Genomic DNA, 14,956 nt, shown 5'->3' on the forward strand with positions numbered 1-14,956 from the left:
ATGCCCGGCAAAACAAAGGTCACCAGGATATCCTCTCTCCAAGAAATTTCAGCGGAGGAGTGGAATCTTTTGGGAGATCCAGAAAATCCTTTTTCCAATCATGAGTTTTTATATTCTCTGGAACTTTCTTCCTGCGTAGGTGGAAGGACCAGTTGGCATCCCGAGTATTGGGTGGCTGAGGACGAAGATGGGATACATTCCTCTCTTCCTTTTTATCATAAGTATGATTCTTATGGTGAGTATATTTTCGATCATTCCTGGGCAAATTTTTTCTCCCAGAACGGACTTTCTTATTATCCTAAGGGACTTGTTGCTTATCCGTTTACGCCTGTGAACGGTAAAAAAATATTAAGAAGAAATAATGTCTCTGCTGATGAAGCGTTGGATATCCTACTTCCCCCCTTATTAGAGAGTGCAAAAACGGAAGGCTTATCCAGTATTCATTTCCTTTTTTTAGAGGAAGAAGAAGCGAAAGCTTTAGAGAGAAGGGGATTTTCTACTCGAATCACTCACCAATTCCATTGGAAGAATAGAGCATATACCGATTTCGAAAATTTTTTAGGAGATTTCAGATCCAAAAAAAGGATACAGATCAAAAAGGAAAGAGAGACCATCAAAGGATCAGGGATCGAGATCCTATGTAAAGAAGGCAAAGATATCTCTGAAAAAGATATGGATTCCATCTATTCTTTTTATACGGAGACTTATTCCAGAAAATGGGGATCTCCTTATTTGAATCGAAAATTTTTTAAGATCATTTTGGAGAAGTTTTCCCAAAATCTGGTATTATTTTTAGCACGAAAGGACGGAGACACGATAGGCGGAACATTCAACCTGAAAAAGGGAAAGAAGTTATATGGAAGGTACTGGGGATCTTCTGGGCATTTTCCTTTTCTACATTTCGAATGTTGTTATTATGCTCCGATCGAATACGCGATCAAGAATGGTTTTGAAATTTTTGAAGCAGGGGCGCAAGGAGAGCAGAAATTTTTACGAGGATTTCCTGCCGTTCCAACTTATAGCTCCCATTTTATTTTCCATGACCAGGCTCGAAATGCGATTGAACGTTTTTTAGAAAGCGAAAGAATGCATATGCAGGAAATGATAAGAGAAACCAATTTATCTTCCCCACTAAAGGATGAGGCAGTAAGGGGAGAATCCGAAGACCGATGAGCGATTTAAAAACGGAAGAGCAGGTTCTCACAAAAGAGAAGCTGAAACTCAAAAAACCAGCCAAGTATAGGGTAGTGATCTTGAATGACGATTATACTCCTATGGAATTTGTGGTCTGGATACTTCGCGTGGTATTCTATAGGACCCAGGTCGAGAGCGAACAAATAATGTTGCAGGCACATACTACCGGGAAGGCACTTTGCGGAGTCTATTCTCATGATATTGCAAGAACAAAAGTGAACGAGACTCATATGCTTGCAGAGGAACATGGACATCCTTTGCATTGCCAGATGGAAATTGAAGAGGGGGAAGAATCATGACATTATCCGAAGAACTAGAAAAATCTCTGGGCCAAGCGAGAACGGAAGCCCTCAAAAGAAGAAACGAGTACATCACACTTGAGCATATTCTTCTTTCTTTAACTTATGATCCTGTCGCAGCGGAAGTTCTTCTCGCATGTGGCGCGGATCTGGATCAGTTACGCTCCGAATTGAAAGAATATTTAGATACTGAGATGGAATCTGTTCCTGAATCTTTTGGAGAGATAGAGCCTGAATATACAATTGGTGCTCAGAGAGTTCTTCAATTAGCTGCATTCCATGTGCAGTCTACCGAAAAGAAAAAATTAGATGGAGGTTACGTATTAGCCTCTCTATTCAGAGAAGATCAGTCTCACGCAGTTTTCTTTTTAGGAAGACAGGATATTTCCCGCTTCGATGTGGTGCGTTATATTTCTCACGGGATCAAAAAATCAGGGGAGAAGGTAGGAGAAGGAAATTCTACGGACGAGACTTCTAAAAAACAAAGTGGGGATGCGCTTGCGGATTTCTGCGTAAATTTAACTGAAAAAGCAAGTCTTGGTAAATTAGATCCTCTTGTAGGAAGAGCAGAAGAGATTGAACGGACTATACATATTCTTGCAAGAAGAAGGAAAAATAATCCGATCTTCGTAGGCGATGCCGGGGTTGGAAAAACTGCAATTGTAGAAGGGCTTGCTCTTCAGATCGTTAACGGAAAAGTCCCGGATGTATTAAAAAATACGAAAGTATATTCTTTGGATATGGGATTACTTCTGGCAGGAACAAAGTTCAGAGGAGAATTCGAGGAAAGATTGAAGAATGTAGTACAGGCTATTTCTTCCGATCCGGACAATATACTTTTTGTGGATGAGATCCATACAATTATAGGTGCGGGAGCAGTATCCGGAGGTTCTTTGGATGCTTCTAACCTTTTAAAACCTGCACTCTCAAATGGAGAACTACGTTGTATTGGAACTACAACCTATAAAGAATACAAAGCGATCTTTGAAAAAGACCACGCACTTTCTAGAAGATTCCAAAAATTAGAAGTAAATGAACCAAGCGTAGAAGAGACCATCCAGATCTTAAAGGGACTTCTTCCTAAATACGAACAATTCCACTCGGTAAAATATTCCGCTGGGGCAGTAGAAGAAGCTGCAAAACTCGCAGAACGTTATATTTTAGATCGTAAACTTCCGGACAAAGCGATCGACCTGATAGATGAAGCGGGAGCAAAAGTAAAACTTAGAGAAAGTTCCAAGTCAAAGATAGTGAGTGTAAAAGAAATTGAAGAACTAGTATCTAAAATTTCTAAAATTCCTCCAAGAACCGTGAAAGCAGATGATAGGGAAAAACTCAAAAACTTGGACGAGGAATTAAAAGGTAAAATTTATGGCCAAGACAAGGCCGTAATCGAGCTCGTCCAAGCAATCCGACTTTCTAGAAGTGGGCTTTCTGAGCCTGGAAAACCTGTGGGGTCTTTCTTATTCGCAGGACCTACCGGTGTGGGAAAAACGGAATTATCTAAACAACTCGCTGCCATATTGGGAGTGGAATTCATCCGGTTCGATATGAGTGAATATATGGAGAAACATACTGTTTCTCGCCTAATCGGTTCTCCTCCTGGTTATGTGGGCTTTGAACAAGGTGGACAATTGACGGATGCGATAGTCCGCACTCCTCATTGTGTTCTTCTATTGGATGAGATTGAAAAGGCGCATGAGGATATTTATAATATTCTTCTACAGATCATGGACCATGCTACTCTCACAGATAATAACGGTAGAAAGGCTGATTTCAAACAGGTCATCCTGATCATGACCACGAATACCGGCGCAAGGGAAAGGGCTTCTAATCCATTAGGATTTGATAATACTGCTTTGACCGATCGAGGACTAAAAGCCATCGAAAAGCAGTTTTCTCCGGAGTTCCGAAATAGGCTAACTGCAGTGATCGAATTTGCATCATTGGATGAAGGAACCGTTTCTAAGGTGGTTCGTAAACAATTAGAACTTTTGGAAACTAGATTGAAGGAGAAAAGTATCCAACTTCATTATGGAGAGGATGTTCTGATCTGGATCGCTAAAAAATCCTATGATCCACTTTTCGGGGCAAGACCTGTCCAAAGGTGGATTGATTCCAATATTTCCAAAAAACTATCCGAAGAGATCTTGTTCGGAGAATTAAAAAACGGCGGGGATGTGAATTTGGAAATACAAAACGAGGAACTTAAATTAGTCTTCCGTTCTAGAGAAAAATAATGTCTTTTAGAACGGTTAGACCTAGTCCCCAAAGTTTCTTCCTACTTTCTATTTTGATTCTTCTTGTTTTCGGATCTTGCAAGAAGAATGTACTATTCATCGAAGGTAGGGAAGTTTCTACCCAGAATCTTGTAGCCCCTAAATTCGGTATAGATCCGAACACTTTATTTGCGGAATCCAAAAAGATCATGATCTCTACGGATTCTATAGATGCCTCCAAGGTGGGACTGGAAATTTATAAAAAGGGAGGAAACACGATCGATGTTGCAGTCGCTTCTTCTTTTGCAGTTTCCGTTACCCGTCCTTCTTCCACAGGGATCGGTGGTGGAGGATTTTTGGTCTACCATCATGCTAAGTCGGGAAAGTCGTATGCTTTCGATTTCAGGGAAAGAGCACCTTTATTAGCAAGCCGTAATATGTATAAGGGACGTCCCAAGGAAGAATCCTTGCTCGGATATAAATCCGTAGGAGTTCCTGGAATGGTGGCGGGTCTTGTACAAATCCATAAAAAATTCGGAAAACTTCCTTTAAAAGAGGTTTTGGCTCCTGCGATCCGATTGGCAGAAGAAGGATTTGTAGTATACCCGGATCTTTCAGAAGCAATCCAAGAATCAGAACAGGATATGAGCCCTGGGATGAAAAAGATTTTTGTGCCAGGAGGAAAAATCCCTGAGTCTGGTGAGATATTTGTCCAAAAAGATCTGGCAAAAACTCTTAAGATCATCTCCGAAACGGGAGATAAGGATTTTTATACAGGAGTAATTGCTAAGGTTCTCGCAGAAGAAGTTTCTACAAATGGCGGGCAAATTCATTTTAGCGATCTGAAAAACTATAGGGTAAGAGAAGAAAAACCTTTAGAGATCAATTACAGAAATTATAATATTAGAACTATGTTTCCTCCTTCTTCCGGGGTTCATCTTTTTACAATGTTAAAGATGTTAGAAACAAAAGAACTTCATTCTATGTTCGATTTTTCCCAAAGTGATTATTATCATTTCTTGGCAGAAGTTATGAGAAGAGGATATTCTGATCGTGCGGTCCTTGGCGGGGATCCTGGATTTACTAAAATTCCTGTGGAAACTTTGATATCTTCCGACTATGCAAAAGAAAAAATTTCCGATTTCAATGCTGGAAAGGCGACACCTAGCTCAACTTACTTAAGTAGATTGAATTTAAGAGCTGAATCTCCTCAGACCACTCATATTTCAGTTGTGGATGCGGAAGGAAATGCGGTTTCTACCACACATTCTATCAATTATAGATTCGGTGCGGCTGTCGTTTTGGAAGGATACGGTTTCGTTCTGAATGATACGATGGATGATTTCAGTCGTTCTCCAGGTGAGCCTAACGTATACGGTCTTATCGGGGCTGAAGCAAATTCCATCCAGCCCGGAAAAACTCCTTTGAGTTCCATGTCTCCTACAATCGTTCTAAAAAATGGGGAAACATTTTTGGTCACAGGTGCCCCAGGCGGCTCTTATATAGTAAATGCAGTTTTACAATCTATACTGTTTACCCTAGACTTAAATCTTACTTTATATGAATCTGTAGCGAGGGGAAGGATCCATCATCAATTTTTTCCTGATGCACTTTCTATTGAAGGTCCAGCGACTGATACGGCCACTTTCAATCAATTAAAGGCGAAAAAACACGAAGTAAGACTAGGTAATAATATGGCAAAATTATTCTGTGTTAAAAGAGAGAATGGTACATTGTATGGTGCGGCTGACCCACGGGGAGACGGGATCCCTTTGGGGGAATAATATTAAAAAAAGAATTAGGAATATAAAATGAATCGATCCGCCAAAACTCCGGTATTTCCAAATCTACGTCACGCTGTAAAAGCAAAACACGGTTTGGAAAAGGAAAGTATGCGTATATTTTTCGATGGAAAAATTGCTACTACTCCTCATCCGGAATCCTTAGGTTCCAGTCTTACAAATCATTTTATCAAGACTGATTTTTCGGAACCTCAACTTGAATTTGCTACAAATCCAAGACCTAGAATTGAAGCAATCGTTAGAGAATTACAAGATCTTCATATATTCACTTCCAGGCATTTGAAAGAAGAATGGATCTGGCCTTTTAGTATGCCTCCTATTCTTCCCAAAGAAGATAAAGATATTCCTCTTGGACAGTACGGTGATTCATTTTCTGGTGAATGGAAAACAGTCTATCGTAATGGACTTGGTCTTCGTTATGGAAGAAGGATGCAGACCATTTCAGGTGTGCATTATAACTTCTCTTTTTCGAATTTATTCTTAAAACAATTTTTGGGAAAAGAAATACATTCATTCACCAAAGAAGAAATTTCGGAATTATATCTATCCGTTACTCGTAATTTTATGAGAAGGGTCCCTGAAATTCTCTACTTAACTGGAGCGACTCCAGTTTTTGACGAGACTTTCTTGCCTGTTCCTAGTGATTTCCCTTTTGTTAAACATAAGAATCATACTTACTACGCTCCTTATGCAACTTCTTTAAGAATGAGTGAGATAGGGTATACGAGCAAAGTGCAAGATGAGCTTCCTATCAATTATAATTCCTTAAAGGAATATATAGAGGGAATGTGTTATGCAGTTAGCACTCCTTATGCAAAATACCAACCATATGGTGGAATTCCAAACCAGCTAAATGATCACTATCTGCAGATAGAAAACGAATTCTATTCTCCGATCCGACCTAAACAAATCCCTAAAAATGATGAAAGACCTTTGGATGCTCTCCAAAGTAGGGGAATCCAATACATCGAAATACGTTGTTTGGATCTTCAACCTGAATCTCCTACTGGAATTCATAAGCCGAGTCTGGGTTATATACAAATGGTTCTTTTGGATGGTCTCTTAAAAGAGAGTAAATCTATAGAGCAAAAGGAAAAACTTAGAATTAGGGAAAATACTAAACGAATTATCTGGGAAGGAAGAAAGCCAGGCTTGAAAGTTTTAGCCGATGACGGAGAAGAGCAAGATTTTTTAACGAGAGGAAAAGAATTCACTCAAAGCCTTTTACCTATTGCAGAAGAATTGGATCGTCATACTGGAAAAAGATTTTACCAAGAAATATTAAATATAATGAATAAACGTTGGGAAGATCCAAAATGTACTCCTTCTGGGAAACTAATGGATCGTATCGTCAACGAAGGCTGGGAATTCAGAGATTTGGGAATTCATTTGGCTAAAGAAAATTATAGAAACCAATCCCAGATGGAACTTACACCAGGTAAATTTGCTATGTTTGTCAAAGAAGTCCAAAAGTCCCTTGCAGAAAAAGTTAAAATAGAAGAATCCGAAAAAGTGAAAAAGAACGCAACCGCAAGGATCTGCAACCATTGAAATATAAACTGGAAGCTGGGCAAAAATTAGATCCTATCGAATTCATCTTAAAAGGATTCGAGGACCTGGAAATTTCTACTCAAATTGTGATTCGAGACGCGCTTAATCGAGGTTTAGAAGTAGAAGTTTTAGATCGTCCGAGCCATTTTATCCGACTTTCAGGTAAAGGGATCACTCGACTCGTAAAAGAAGCCTCCAAAACGGAATTGGATTCTTATATGACTTTCCTCGTGATGGAAAACAAAACCATTACCAAACGTATTTTAGAGGAATCGAATATATTGGTTCCGAGAGGAACTGCAGTTTCCGATCTAAATTCTGGACTTGAATTCCTAAATAAAAACTCGGACAGAAAGATGGTGGTAAAACCTGTTACTACTAATTTCGGGATTGGAATTAGTATACTTCCAACTTCTTCTTCCAATGAAGAAAAAAAGAAGGCTCTAGAAATTGCACTTGGATTTTCAGAAACAGCAATTGTTGAGGAATTCGCAGAAGGAAACGAATATAGATTTTTGGTTATCGGCGACGAATGTGTCGCTGTATGTAATCGTATTCCTGCGAATGTAATTGGCGATGGCAAAAAGACCATCAGAGAACTAATAGAAGAAAAGAATTCAGATCCAAGAAGGGGCGTTGGTCATGTGACTCCTCTGGAAAAGATCAGATTAGATGATACTGAATTAAGTGTTTTAAAAGAATCTCGAAAATCTCCAGAATTCATCCCTGGCGCTGGCGAAAAAGTTTTTGTTCGTAAAAACTCAAATATCAGTACGGGTGGTGATTCTGTTGATGTAACAGATATTGCAGATCCTTCTTATAAAAAGTTAGCAGTCCAAGCTGCAAAAGCTGTAGAAGCGAAAATTTGTGGTGTAGATATTATAGTAAAAGATTTGGAATCCGCTGGAGATTACAGGATCTTAGAGTTAAACTTCAATCCTGTATTATATATTCATAATTATCCCTATTCGGGAAAGAATAGAAAGGTAGGGGAGAAAATTTTGGATGTATTAGGTTACAGTTCCTAATTTTTGGATCTTACTTTTTACATAGTCCACGATATCTCTGGACTCATACATTTTGATATCGCCATCTACCAGAAAAGGAACTTGAGAGAGTCCTCCTAAACGTAGGACCTCCTCTCTACCTGGGGTTCCTCTGCTGGCCTCTACCAATTGGTAATCCTTACCTTCTTTCAGGCCCATTTCAGAAAAATGACCACGAACAAAAGCGCAATAAGGACAAGTATCGTATTGGAAGAGTTTCATCATATTAAGCACCGATCTTTTTTTGAAGTTCTCCGCTTCTTGCCATTTCTACAACGATGTCATGACCACCAACGAATTCTCCGTCGATGTATAACTGAGGAATGGTTGGCCAGTTAGCAAATTCCTTAATCCCTTCTCTGACATTCATGTCGGAAAGAACATTAAAAGAGTTATAATCTGCACCTAAACTTCTGAGAACATTGGTCACTCCTGCAGAAAAACCGCACATTGGAGCGTCAGGGGTTCCCTTCATAAACAGAAATATTTTTTTAGAACCGATCAATCCTTGTATCTTATCTTGTAATTCTTTATCCATGATATTTATTCCTATCTGTTAATTATACCTTGGTTTCCAGTCCTAAAGCATGGACTTCAGCCTTAAGTTCATCCTTTAATGTTGCGTACACCATTCTGTGTTGTTCCACAATGGACTTTCCGGCAAATCCGGAAAATTTTACGATCGCTTTGATATGTACTCCGTCGTTGTACGGATCTTGGATCTCTACTTCCGAGCCTGGAAGTCCTGCTTGGATTTTTTCCTGAATTTCTTGGACAGTCATCTGTTATATCTTAGACTCTTCTTTATAGTATCAGCACTTTTTAGAATCTCTTCCCGGACAATCTTTTTTCTAAGGGATAGATGTCTTTAATTCCAGTGCATGGACACCCCATTCTTTTAGGAATGGATCCATAATCTGGTAAACGGAACGGTGTTGTTCTAAAAGTGATTTCCCCTGGAATTCAGGGCTTGTGATAAAGATTCGGATATGGGTCCCTCTTTTTTTTCGGCTGGGGTTTCCGGAATGTCCTGCATGTTGTTCCGAAAAATCCTCGATCTTCAACTCCGATGGAGAAAGTCCATTTCTCAGGAGTCTTTCCATTTCTATAAACATATCTTGCATTTTAGGTCCTTGTTCCATAACCACGGCTGAGTAAAAATACGGATAATGAATATAGAAAAATTGTCCCCACCACTAAAAGTCCGATCGCCTCTAAAGGATCAATATCACTTACTCCCAAAAACCCGTAACGGAAAGCGTTCACCATATATAAAATAGGATTAAACTTGGACACGATTTGCCACGCATCCGGAAGCATTTTGATAGAATAGAATATTCCACCCAAGTAAGTAAGAGGTGTTAGTATGAATGTAGGAATGATTGTAACATCGTCGAATTTTTTAGCGTAAAGTGCATTCAAAAATCCTCCCATAGAGAACATCAAAGCCGAAAGCGCTACAGTGATGATTACGATCCCTGTATCATATAATTTTATTTCAGTGAAGAATAGGGACACCAGCGTAACTATAAAACCTACTAAAACTCCTCGGATCACTCCGCCGATGGAATATCCAAGCACGATAAGATAAGCAGGAGTAGGGGAAACTAACAATTCTTCTATATTCTTTCCGAATTTTGCTCCAAAAAAGGAAGATACCACATTATTATAAGCGTTCAGAATCACGGACATCATCACGAGTCCAGGGACTATAAATTGGATATAGGTATGTCCTCCTACATCTCCGATCTGAGATCCTACTAATTTTCCGAAGATCAGAAAGTATAATGAAATTGTAATGCCTGGAGGGATCAGTGTTTGGATCCAAATCCTTAGGATACGAACCGTTTCTTTTCGAACGATTGTGGAGAATGCGTTTAATTTTTCTTGGAAGTTCATAGTTTTTTCTCCACTAGTTTCAAAAATAATTCCTCCAATCGATTGGACTTGTTTCTCATACTGGAAATTTGGATCCCGCTCTTATCTAATAGTCGGAATAATTCGTTTAACGAATTATTTTTACCTATATCCACTTCTAATGTTAGGTCATCCAATTTATTTAAATGAAATCCATTTAGATCGATCGGGGAAGATACCGGTTGTTTTAGATCTAGAACGAATGTCTGGCTATCTAGTTTGACCAAAAGTTCCTTCATGGAAGTATTCTCTACGATCTTTCCCTGGTCTATGATTGCTATTTTCTTACAGAGATTTTCGGCTTCTTCCAAATAATGAGTGGTGAGAATGATCGTGATCCCTGATTCGTTTAGTTTAACTAAAAAATCCCAAAGAGATCTTCTGAACTCTATATCCACTCCAGCGGTCGGCTCATCCAAGATCAAAACTTTCGGGTTATGGACTAGGGCTCTCGCGATCATGAGCCTTCTTTTCATTCCGCCGGAAAGTCTACCTGCACCTTCTTTTCTTTTTTCGTAGAGACCTAGTTGGCTTAAATAATTATGAGTCCTTTCCACAGCCACCTTTCTGGAAAGACCGTAATACCCTCCCTGGTTGGCGACTATCTGTTCTACTCGTTCGAAAATATTAAAATTGAATTCTTGTGGAACTACACCAATATAAGATTTTGCTAATGTAAGTTCCGTATCTATATCCGCTCCGTAAATTTTCACTTCTCCGGAAGTTTTATTTACTAGGGAACTTAAGATGCCGATCGTAGTGGACTTCCCCGCACCGTTAGGACCTAGGAGAGCAAAAAAGTCCCCTTCGTCCACAGTCAGATCAATTCCTTTTAAGGCCTGCACCCCTCCGGCATAGGTCTTCACCAAATTTTTTATCTCTAAGGCTTTGTTCATTCCCGAAAAATCGCTCCAATTCTATGATTTTGAACAAGCCCTGTTTAGACAATCTTTTGGCTTTAGGAAGAGCTTAAGATTTCTCTTGCTTTCCTGGCAGCATTTCTTGCGATTTCAGGCAAAGCGGGGTGAACATAAATCATCTTTAGCAAGTCATCTAGAGTCCCACCCATGGTCATCAGGAGTATAAAAAGATGGATCAGGTTGGAAGCCTCATCTCCCAAAATATGTGCCCCTAGGACTTTTCTGGTTTTTGGACTTACTAATATTTTGACGAATTGGTCTTCGGATAGTCTAGCCATTCCTGTGGCACTACTGGAATAAGGATTGATTGCTGAGATATATTCGATCCCTTCTTCCTGTAATTGTTGTTCCGTTTTACCCACAGCTGCTACTTGGGGATGGGTGAATACGGAATGGGGGACCGGTGGATATTCGACCGGAGTTCTTTTTTTGTCCACATATAAGGAATTAAATAGAAACTCTCCCTCAAAGTTTACTGAATGTCGGAAGAAATATTTTCCAATAATATCTCCCAGGGCATATACTCCGTCCGCAGTTGTTTCGAAGTATTCGTTTGTTTTTATATAACCTTTTTCATCCGTTTGGATACCAGTCCGTTGGAGGTCCAACCAATCCGTATTCGGTTTGATCCCTGTGGCGACAAGTAATGCGTCTCCTTCCAATATATATGTTTCTGAAGAATTTTTGCACTCTAAGCGGAAGATTCCGTCTTTATAGTCTACCTTCTTCACTTCTGTTCCTAGACGAACATCTTCTCTTTTAGAAAATGCTTTTTCGAAACCGTCTATAATATCTTTGTCTTCATGAGAAAGCATTCTGTTTCGAACGATAAAAGTAGTTTTAGAACCGAACGCAGAATAAGCAAATCCAAGTTCTAAACCAATATAACCTCCACCGATGACCAAAAGTTTTTTAGGAAGTTCAGTTCTTCTGAGAGCTTCTCTACTAGTCATATAAGGAGTTCCTGCAAGACCAGGGATATCCGGGATAGAAGGTCTACATCCAGCGGCTATAAAAATACGATCTGCGGTGATCAGTTCTCCGTTTACTTTTACTACCTTATTCTCCACGAATCTTCCTTCATGAGGATAAAAGTCTATGTTTGGATTTTTTTTGTAAGCAGGGATAATACTGTCTGAGTCCGCATCTACTGTGGCAGAAACTCTTTCCACCAAAGTTTTAAAATCTACGGAGAATGGACCTGGGATTCCCAACTGAAATTTGGAGGCATCCTTTGCTTGTGCTAATATTTCCGCAGGATGGATGAGCATCTTAGAAGGAATACAACCTCTATTTAAACAGGTCCCTCCTAAACGATCTTTTTCTAAAATTGCTACCTTATAACCAAGTTTAGAAGGAGGTGTGACTAGCTTTGTTCCTCCTCCAGAGCCTATTACTAAAATATCATACTTTTTCATGCGGTTAATTCAATGGAGAATGGGATACTTCTAAACGAAAAGAATTCTTTTAGAGAGAGGCTCAGATAAATCTCAAAAATTTACCAGAGTATTCTCTCTGATTCACAAAATATTAGATATTGTTTGTACTGATTTCGGGAAAATAAAAAGAGGATGTTTTAGTATCTTCTACCATTTATCCCGGAGAGATCTTAAAGCAATAAACAAAGTTTGAGGATCCGAAGCCAAGGACTGATTTTGCATTTTGTTTCGAATTCCGGACACCAGATTTTCTTTTGGGTCGAATATTCGGAAGAATGGATTGAATGTCCTTTCTTCCGAAAAGTTTGTAGTCCAAAATTCTTGGTCTTCTTTCATACCTTCCGCTTTGGATAATGCTTTGGCAGCTTCTTCATTTTTAGGATCAATAGAAAGGCTGAATTTTAGATTATTTTTGAGATAATCATGTCCAGGGTATAATCTAACGTTTCCCGGAAGATTTTTGAATTCTTTCAGAACGGTTCCATACAGGGTTTTAGGATCTCCCCCTCGGGTACAATTTCCCACACCTGAATTAAAGATAGTATCTCCGGTAAATACTGCAAAAGGAGATCCGTTTTCTATCTGCAAAAGACAAACATGAGCAAATGTATGACCAGGAGTATAAATGACTTTTAGATAAGAATTTCCGTCAGGACTTTCTAAAATTTTTTCTCCTTCTTCTAAAGAATGAGAAGCATGAGGGATTTTTCCGAGCCCAGCAGGATGAGCTAAAACCTTGGCTTTATATTTAGAAACGAGTCCATCATTTCCACAGGTATGATCATTATGCTCGTGAGTGTTTAGAATATAATCCAGGTTCCAGGACTTATTCTCCAAAACCTGAGAGATTTGATCCGGATCATACGGATCTATAGAAAGTGTTTTTTTAGAATTCGGTTCTCTGACTAGGTAGGTGAAATTTCGGAGAGGACTGTCCGTGTAGATCCTAAGGACTTCTAACATAGGTTTTAGAAAAATGGGAGAAGAAGGTTCGTTATTGGATAATGTCCAGATGTTTGTCTAGATTTGCGATCCTCAAAATAGTCATTACGTCTCTACTTAGGTTTCTGAGCTTCAGATGACCATGTCTTTCTGTGACGTACTTTTGGGTATTAAAGATGGCACCGATCCCCGAAGAGTCCAAGTATACATCCCCTTCGAAGTCCAGGATGATATCTTTATGACCCTCGTCAAACTGGCGAATGATGAGCTCTTTTAACGCGAATGCGTTCTTTAGGCTAACATTGCCCTGGATCTTAACTACACAAGATCCTTGTTCTAGGGATACGTCTGTTTGAAAACCTTCCAATGAGTGGCTCCGATCTCTATTTCTCTGACTATCCTCGGGTTAAGAAAACAACGGATCTCCAAAAGAAATCTCGGAATTAATTTCTAAACCGGGAGGGAACCCGATCCAATAGACTAATTTGTGGCAAAGAAGAGGTAAACTCTTTTTTAGAACAAAAAGGGATCTAAATCTATTTCAAATAAAATAAGAAATCGCTCGCAAAAACTACTGATTCAGTAAAACTGAGTGCTCGATTTTGTACCGAAACTAAAGGTTTCGGACGATATTTAAAACTGTATGCGGATCAAATTCTGGGGAGTGCGGGGCTCCATTTCTTCCCCCGTTCAGGGCGACCTGATTCGTTCTAAAATTCTTAGGATACTAAGCTTGGCATCTCCGTCCGACCTCCAAAGTCCGGAGGCAATCGAGGATTTTTTAGACTCCTTGGCGCTTTCCAACTGGAGCACGTACGGCGGAAATACTACATGTATAGAGATCCGAGACAAAGAAGATAAGCTCGTTATCATAGACGGTGGTACAGGACTAAGAGAACTGGGAAACTCCATCTTACACGAAGGCTACGCTTCCGGAAAAGGGAAGGCGGTTTGGATCTTCACCCATACTCATTGGGATCATATCCAAGGGATCCCATTCTTCGTTCCTTTGTATACTCCAGGCAATAAATTCGAATTTGTAAGTTCTGTAGAAAATCTAGAAGAAAGATTAAGATACCAACATACATTCACTCATTTCCCGGTTCCTTTCGACGGTTTTCAAGCGGAGAAAATATTCCGTCATGTTCCGGAAGGTAGGGCATTCAGAGTAACGGATTCTATCACTTCTATTTCAAAAGCGGTCCGCCATCCAGGTGGAAGTTTTTCCTATAGATTCGAAGAAGATGGCAAGGCTCTTATCTTTGCTTCGGATGCGGAATTCAATTTGGACGAGATGGAGAATATAGAAGATTATCTGAACTATTTCAGAGGGGCTGATGTTCTAGTATTCGACACTCAATATACTTTCGAAGAGTCCTTACAGAAAATCGATTGGGGGCATAGCACTGCTTCCATGGCGACAGACATCGCTTTAAGAGCGAATGTTAAAAAATTAGTAATGTTTCACCATGATCCTTCTTATGATGATGAAAAATTGGATGCAGTGTATCTGCGCGCGATTAAATACAAAGAAATGTTTGATCCGGACAACCAATTAGAGATCATCATGGCAAGAGAAGGTCTGGAAATCCAAATTTAAACTTTAATTCAATCGATCAGGGAGTAA

The 14,956-nt window shown here is 39.5% G+C and carries 16 protein-coding genes; 7 read left to right on the plus strand and 9 right to left on the minus strand.

The features are described 5' to 3' along the window. Genes EHO58_RS16715 through gshAB form a run of 6 tightly spaced genes read left to right on the plus strand, consistent with a single transcriptional unit; the run spans position 1 to position 8,093 of the window. Positions 1-1,173, plus strand: a complete 1,173-nt coding sequence (locus EHO58_RS16715; protein ID WP_135680673.1) for a GNAT family N-acetyltransferase — start codon at positions 1-3, stop codon at positions 1,171-1,173. Next, a complete protein-coding gene (clpS, locus tag EHO58_RS16720; protein WP_135626540.1) occupies positions 1,170-1,493 on the plus strand; it encodes an ATP-dependent Clp protease adapter ClpS in 324 nt (107 codons plus the stop codon). Before EHO58_RS16715 ends, clpS begins: the two co-directional genes overlap by 4 nt. Continuing rightward, positions 1,490-3,733 (plus strand): ATP-dependent Clp protease ATP-binding subunit ClpA, encoded by a 2,244-nt coding sequence (clpA, locus tag EHO58_RS16725; RefSeq protein ID WP_135680674.1) that lies wholly within the window; start codon positions 1,490-1,492, stop codon positions 3,731-3,733. Before clpS ends, clpA begins: the two co-directional genes overlap by 4 nt. Next, a complete protein-coding gene (gene ggt / locus EHO58_RS16730; RefSeq protein ID WP_135680675.1) occupies positions 3,733-5,496 on the plus strand; it encodes a gamma-glutamyltransferase in 1,764 nt (587 codons plus the stop codon). The genes clpA and ggt overlap by 1 nt, the downstream gene beginning before the upstream one ends. Before the next feature lie 27 nt (positions 5,497-5,523). Further along, positions 5,524-7,065, plus strand: a complete 1,542-nt coding sequence (gshA, locus tag EHO58_RS16735; protein ID WP_135680676.1) for a glutamate--cysteine ligase — start codon at positions 5,524-5,526, stop codon at positions 7,063-7,065. Next, a complete protein-coding gene (gene gshAB, locus EHO58_RS16740; RefSeq protein ID WP_167483235.1) occupies positions 7,053-8,093 on the plus strand; it encodes a bifunctional glutamate--cysteine ligase GshA/glutathione synthetase GshB in 1,041 nt (346 codons plus the stop codon). Before gshA ends, gshAB begins: the two co-directional genes overlap by 13 nt. On the opposite strand, the gene EHO58_RS16745 is transcribed toward gshAB, so the two are convergent. The 9 genes from EHO58_RS16745 to EHO58_RS16785 all read right to left on the minus strand — a co-directional run bounded on the left by EHO58_RS16745 (position 8,076) and on the right by EHO58_RS16785 (position 13,696). Continuing rightward, entirely contained in the window at positions 8,076-8,336 is a 261-nt protein-coding gene (locus tag EHO58_RS16745; RefSeq protein ID WP_135680678.1) for a glutathione S-transferase N-terminal domain-containing protein, read from the minus strand. The two genes, gshAB and EHO58_RS16745, sit on opposite strands and share 18 nt — an antisense overlap. A 1-nt stretch (position 8,337) precedes the next feature. Then, on the minus strand, positions 8,338-8,649 hold the full coding sequence (grxD, locus tag EHO58_RS16750) for a Grx4 family monothiol glutaredoxin (protein WP_135680679.1): 312 nt from the start codon (positions 8,647-8,649) through the stop codon (positions 8,338-8,340). A gap of 22 nt (positions 8,650-8,671) precedes the next feature. Next, a complete protein-coding gene (locus EHO58_RS16755) occupies positions 8,672-8,893 on the minus strand; it encodes a BolA/IbaG family iron-sulfur metabolism protein (RefSeq protein ID WP_135626546.1) in 222 nt (73 codons plus the stop codon). Between the two features lie 69 nt (positions 8,894-8,962). Beyond that, positions 8,963-9,235 (minus strand): BolA family protein, encoded by a 273-nt coding sequence (locus EHO58_RS16760; protein ID WP_135626547.1) that lies wholly within the window; start codon positions 9,233-9,235, stop codon positions 8,963-8,965. A 1-nt stretch (position 9,236) separates the two neighbouring features. Then, on the minus strand, positions 9,237-10,010 hold the full coding sequence (locus EHO58_RS16765) for an ABC transporter permease (RefSeq protein ID WP_135680680.1): 774 nt from the start codon (positions 10,008-10,010) through the stop codon (positions 9,237-9,239). Further along, positions 10,007-10,924, minus strand: coding sequence for an ABC transporter ATP-binding protein (locus EHO58_RS16770; RefSeq protein WP_135626549.1), 918 nt, complete (start codon positions 10,922-10,924; stop codon positions 10,007-10,009). The genes EHO58_RS16765 and EHO58_RS16770 overlap by 4 nt, the downstream gene beginning before the upstream one ends. Before the next feature lie 62 nt (positions 10,925-10,986). Then, entirely contained in the window at positions 10,987-12,366 is a 1,380-nt protein-coding gene (locus EHO58_RS16775; protein WP_135680681.1) for a dihydrolipoyl dehydrogenase, read from the minus strand. Between the two features lie 168 nt (positions 12,367-12,534). After that, a complete protein-coding gene (locus tag EHO58_RS16780; protein ID WP_135680682.1) occupies positions 12,535-13,350 on the minus strand; it encodes a hydroxyacylglutathione hydrolase in 816 nt (271 codons plus the stop codon). Between the two features lie 31 nt (positions 13,351-13,381). Beyond that, positions 13,382-13,696, minus strand: a complete 315-nt coding sequence (locus EHO58_RS16785; protein WP_020768055.1) for an STAS domain-containing protein — start codon at positions 13,694-13,696, stop codon at positions 13,382-13,384. A gap of 276 nt (positions 13,697-13,972) precedes the next feature. On the opposite strand from EHO58_RS16785, the gene EHO58_RS16790 reads away from it, so the two are divergent. Next, entirely contained in the window at positions 13,973-14,929 is a 957-nt protein-coding gene (locus EHO58_RS16790; protein ID WP_086448855.1) for an MBL fold metallo-hydrolase, read from the plus strand. Positions 14,930-14,956: the final 27 nt, after the last annotated feature.

This window comes from Leptospira selangorensis (genome assembly GCF_004769405.1).
Lineage (GTDB): Bacteria > Spirochaetota > Leptospiria > Leptospirales > Leptospiraceae > Leptospira_B > Leptospira_B selangorensis.

Excerpts from the sequence above, each read along its gene's own strand:
- EHO58_RS16715 (WP_135680673.1), top strand. The coding sequence starts at position 1 with ATGCCCGGCAAAACAAAGGTCACCAGGATATCCTCTCTCCAAGAAATT.
- clpS (WP_135626540.1), top strand. The coding sequence starts at position 1,170 with ATGAGCGATTTAAAAACGGAAGAGCAGGTTCTCACAAAAGAGAAGCTG.
- clpA (WP_135680674.1), top strand. The coding sequence starts at position 1,490 with ATGACATTATCCGAAGAACTAGAAAAATCTCTGGGCCAAGCGAGAACG.
- ggt (WP_135680675.1), top strand. The coding sequence starts at position 3,733 with ATGTCTTTTAGAACGGTTAGACCTAGTCCCCAAAGTTTCTTCCTACTT.
- gshA (WP_135680676.1), top strand. The coding sequence starts at position 5,524 with ATGAATCGATCCGCCAAAACTCCGGTATTTCCAAATCTACGTCACGCT.
- EHO58_RS16745 (WP_135680678.1), bottom strand. The coding sequence starts at position 8,336 with ATGATGAAACTCTTCCAATACGATACTTGTCCTTATTGCGCTTTTGTT.
- grxD (WP_135680679.1), bottom strand. The coding sequence starts at position 8,649 with ATGGATAAAGAATTACAAGATAAGATACAAGGATTGATCGGTTCTAAA.
- EHO58_RS16755 (WP_135626546.1), bottom strand. The coding sequence starts at position 8,893 with ATGACTGTCCAAGAAATTCAGGAAAAAATCCAAGCAGGACTTCCAGGC.
- EHO58_RS16760 (WP_135626547.1), bottom strand. The coding sequence starts at position 9,235 with ATGCAAGATATGTTTATAGAAATGGAAAGACTCCTGAGAAATGGACTT.
- EHO58_RS16765 (WP_135680680.1), bottom strand. The coding sequence starts at position 10,010 with ATGAACTTCCAAGAAAAATTAAACGCATTCTCCACAATCGTTCGAAAA.
- EHO58_RS16770 (WP_135626549.1), bottom strand. The coding sequence starts at position 10,924 with ATGAACAAAGCCTTAGAGATAAAAAATTTGGTGAAGACCTATGCCGGA.
- EHO58_RS16775 (WP_135680681.1), bottom strand. The coding sequence starts at position 12,366 with ATGAAAAAGTATGATATTTTAGTAATAGGCTCTGGAGGAGGAACAAAG.
- EHO58_RS16780 (WP_135680682.1), bottom strand. The coding sequence starts at position 13,350 with ATGTTAGAAGTCCTTAGGATCTACACGGACAGTCCTCTCCGAAATTTC.
- EHO58_RS16790 (WP_086448855.1), top strand. The coding sequence starts at position 13,973 with ATGCGGATCAAATTCTGGGGAGTGCGGGGCTCCATTTCTTCCCCCGTT.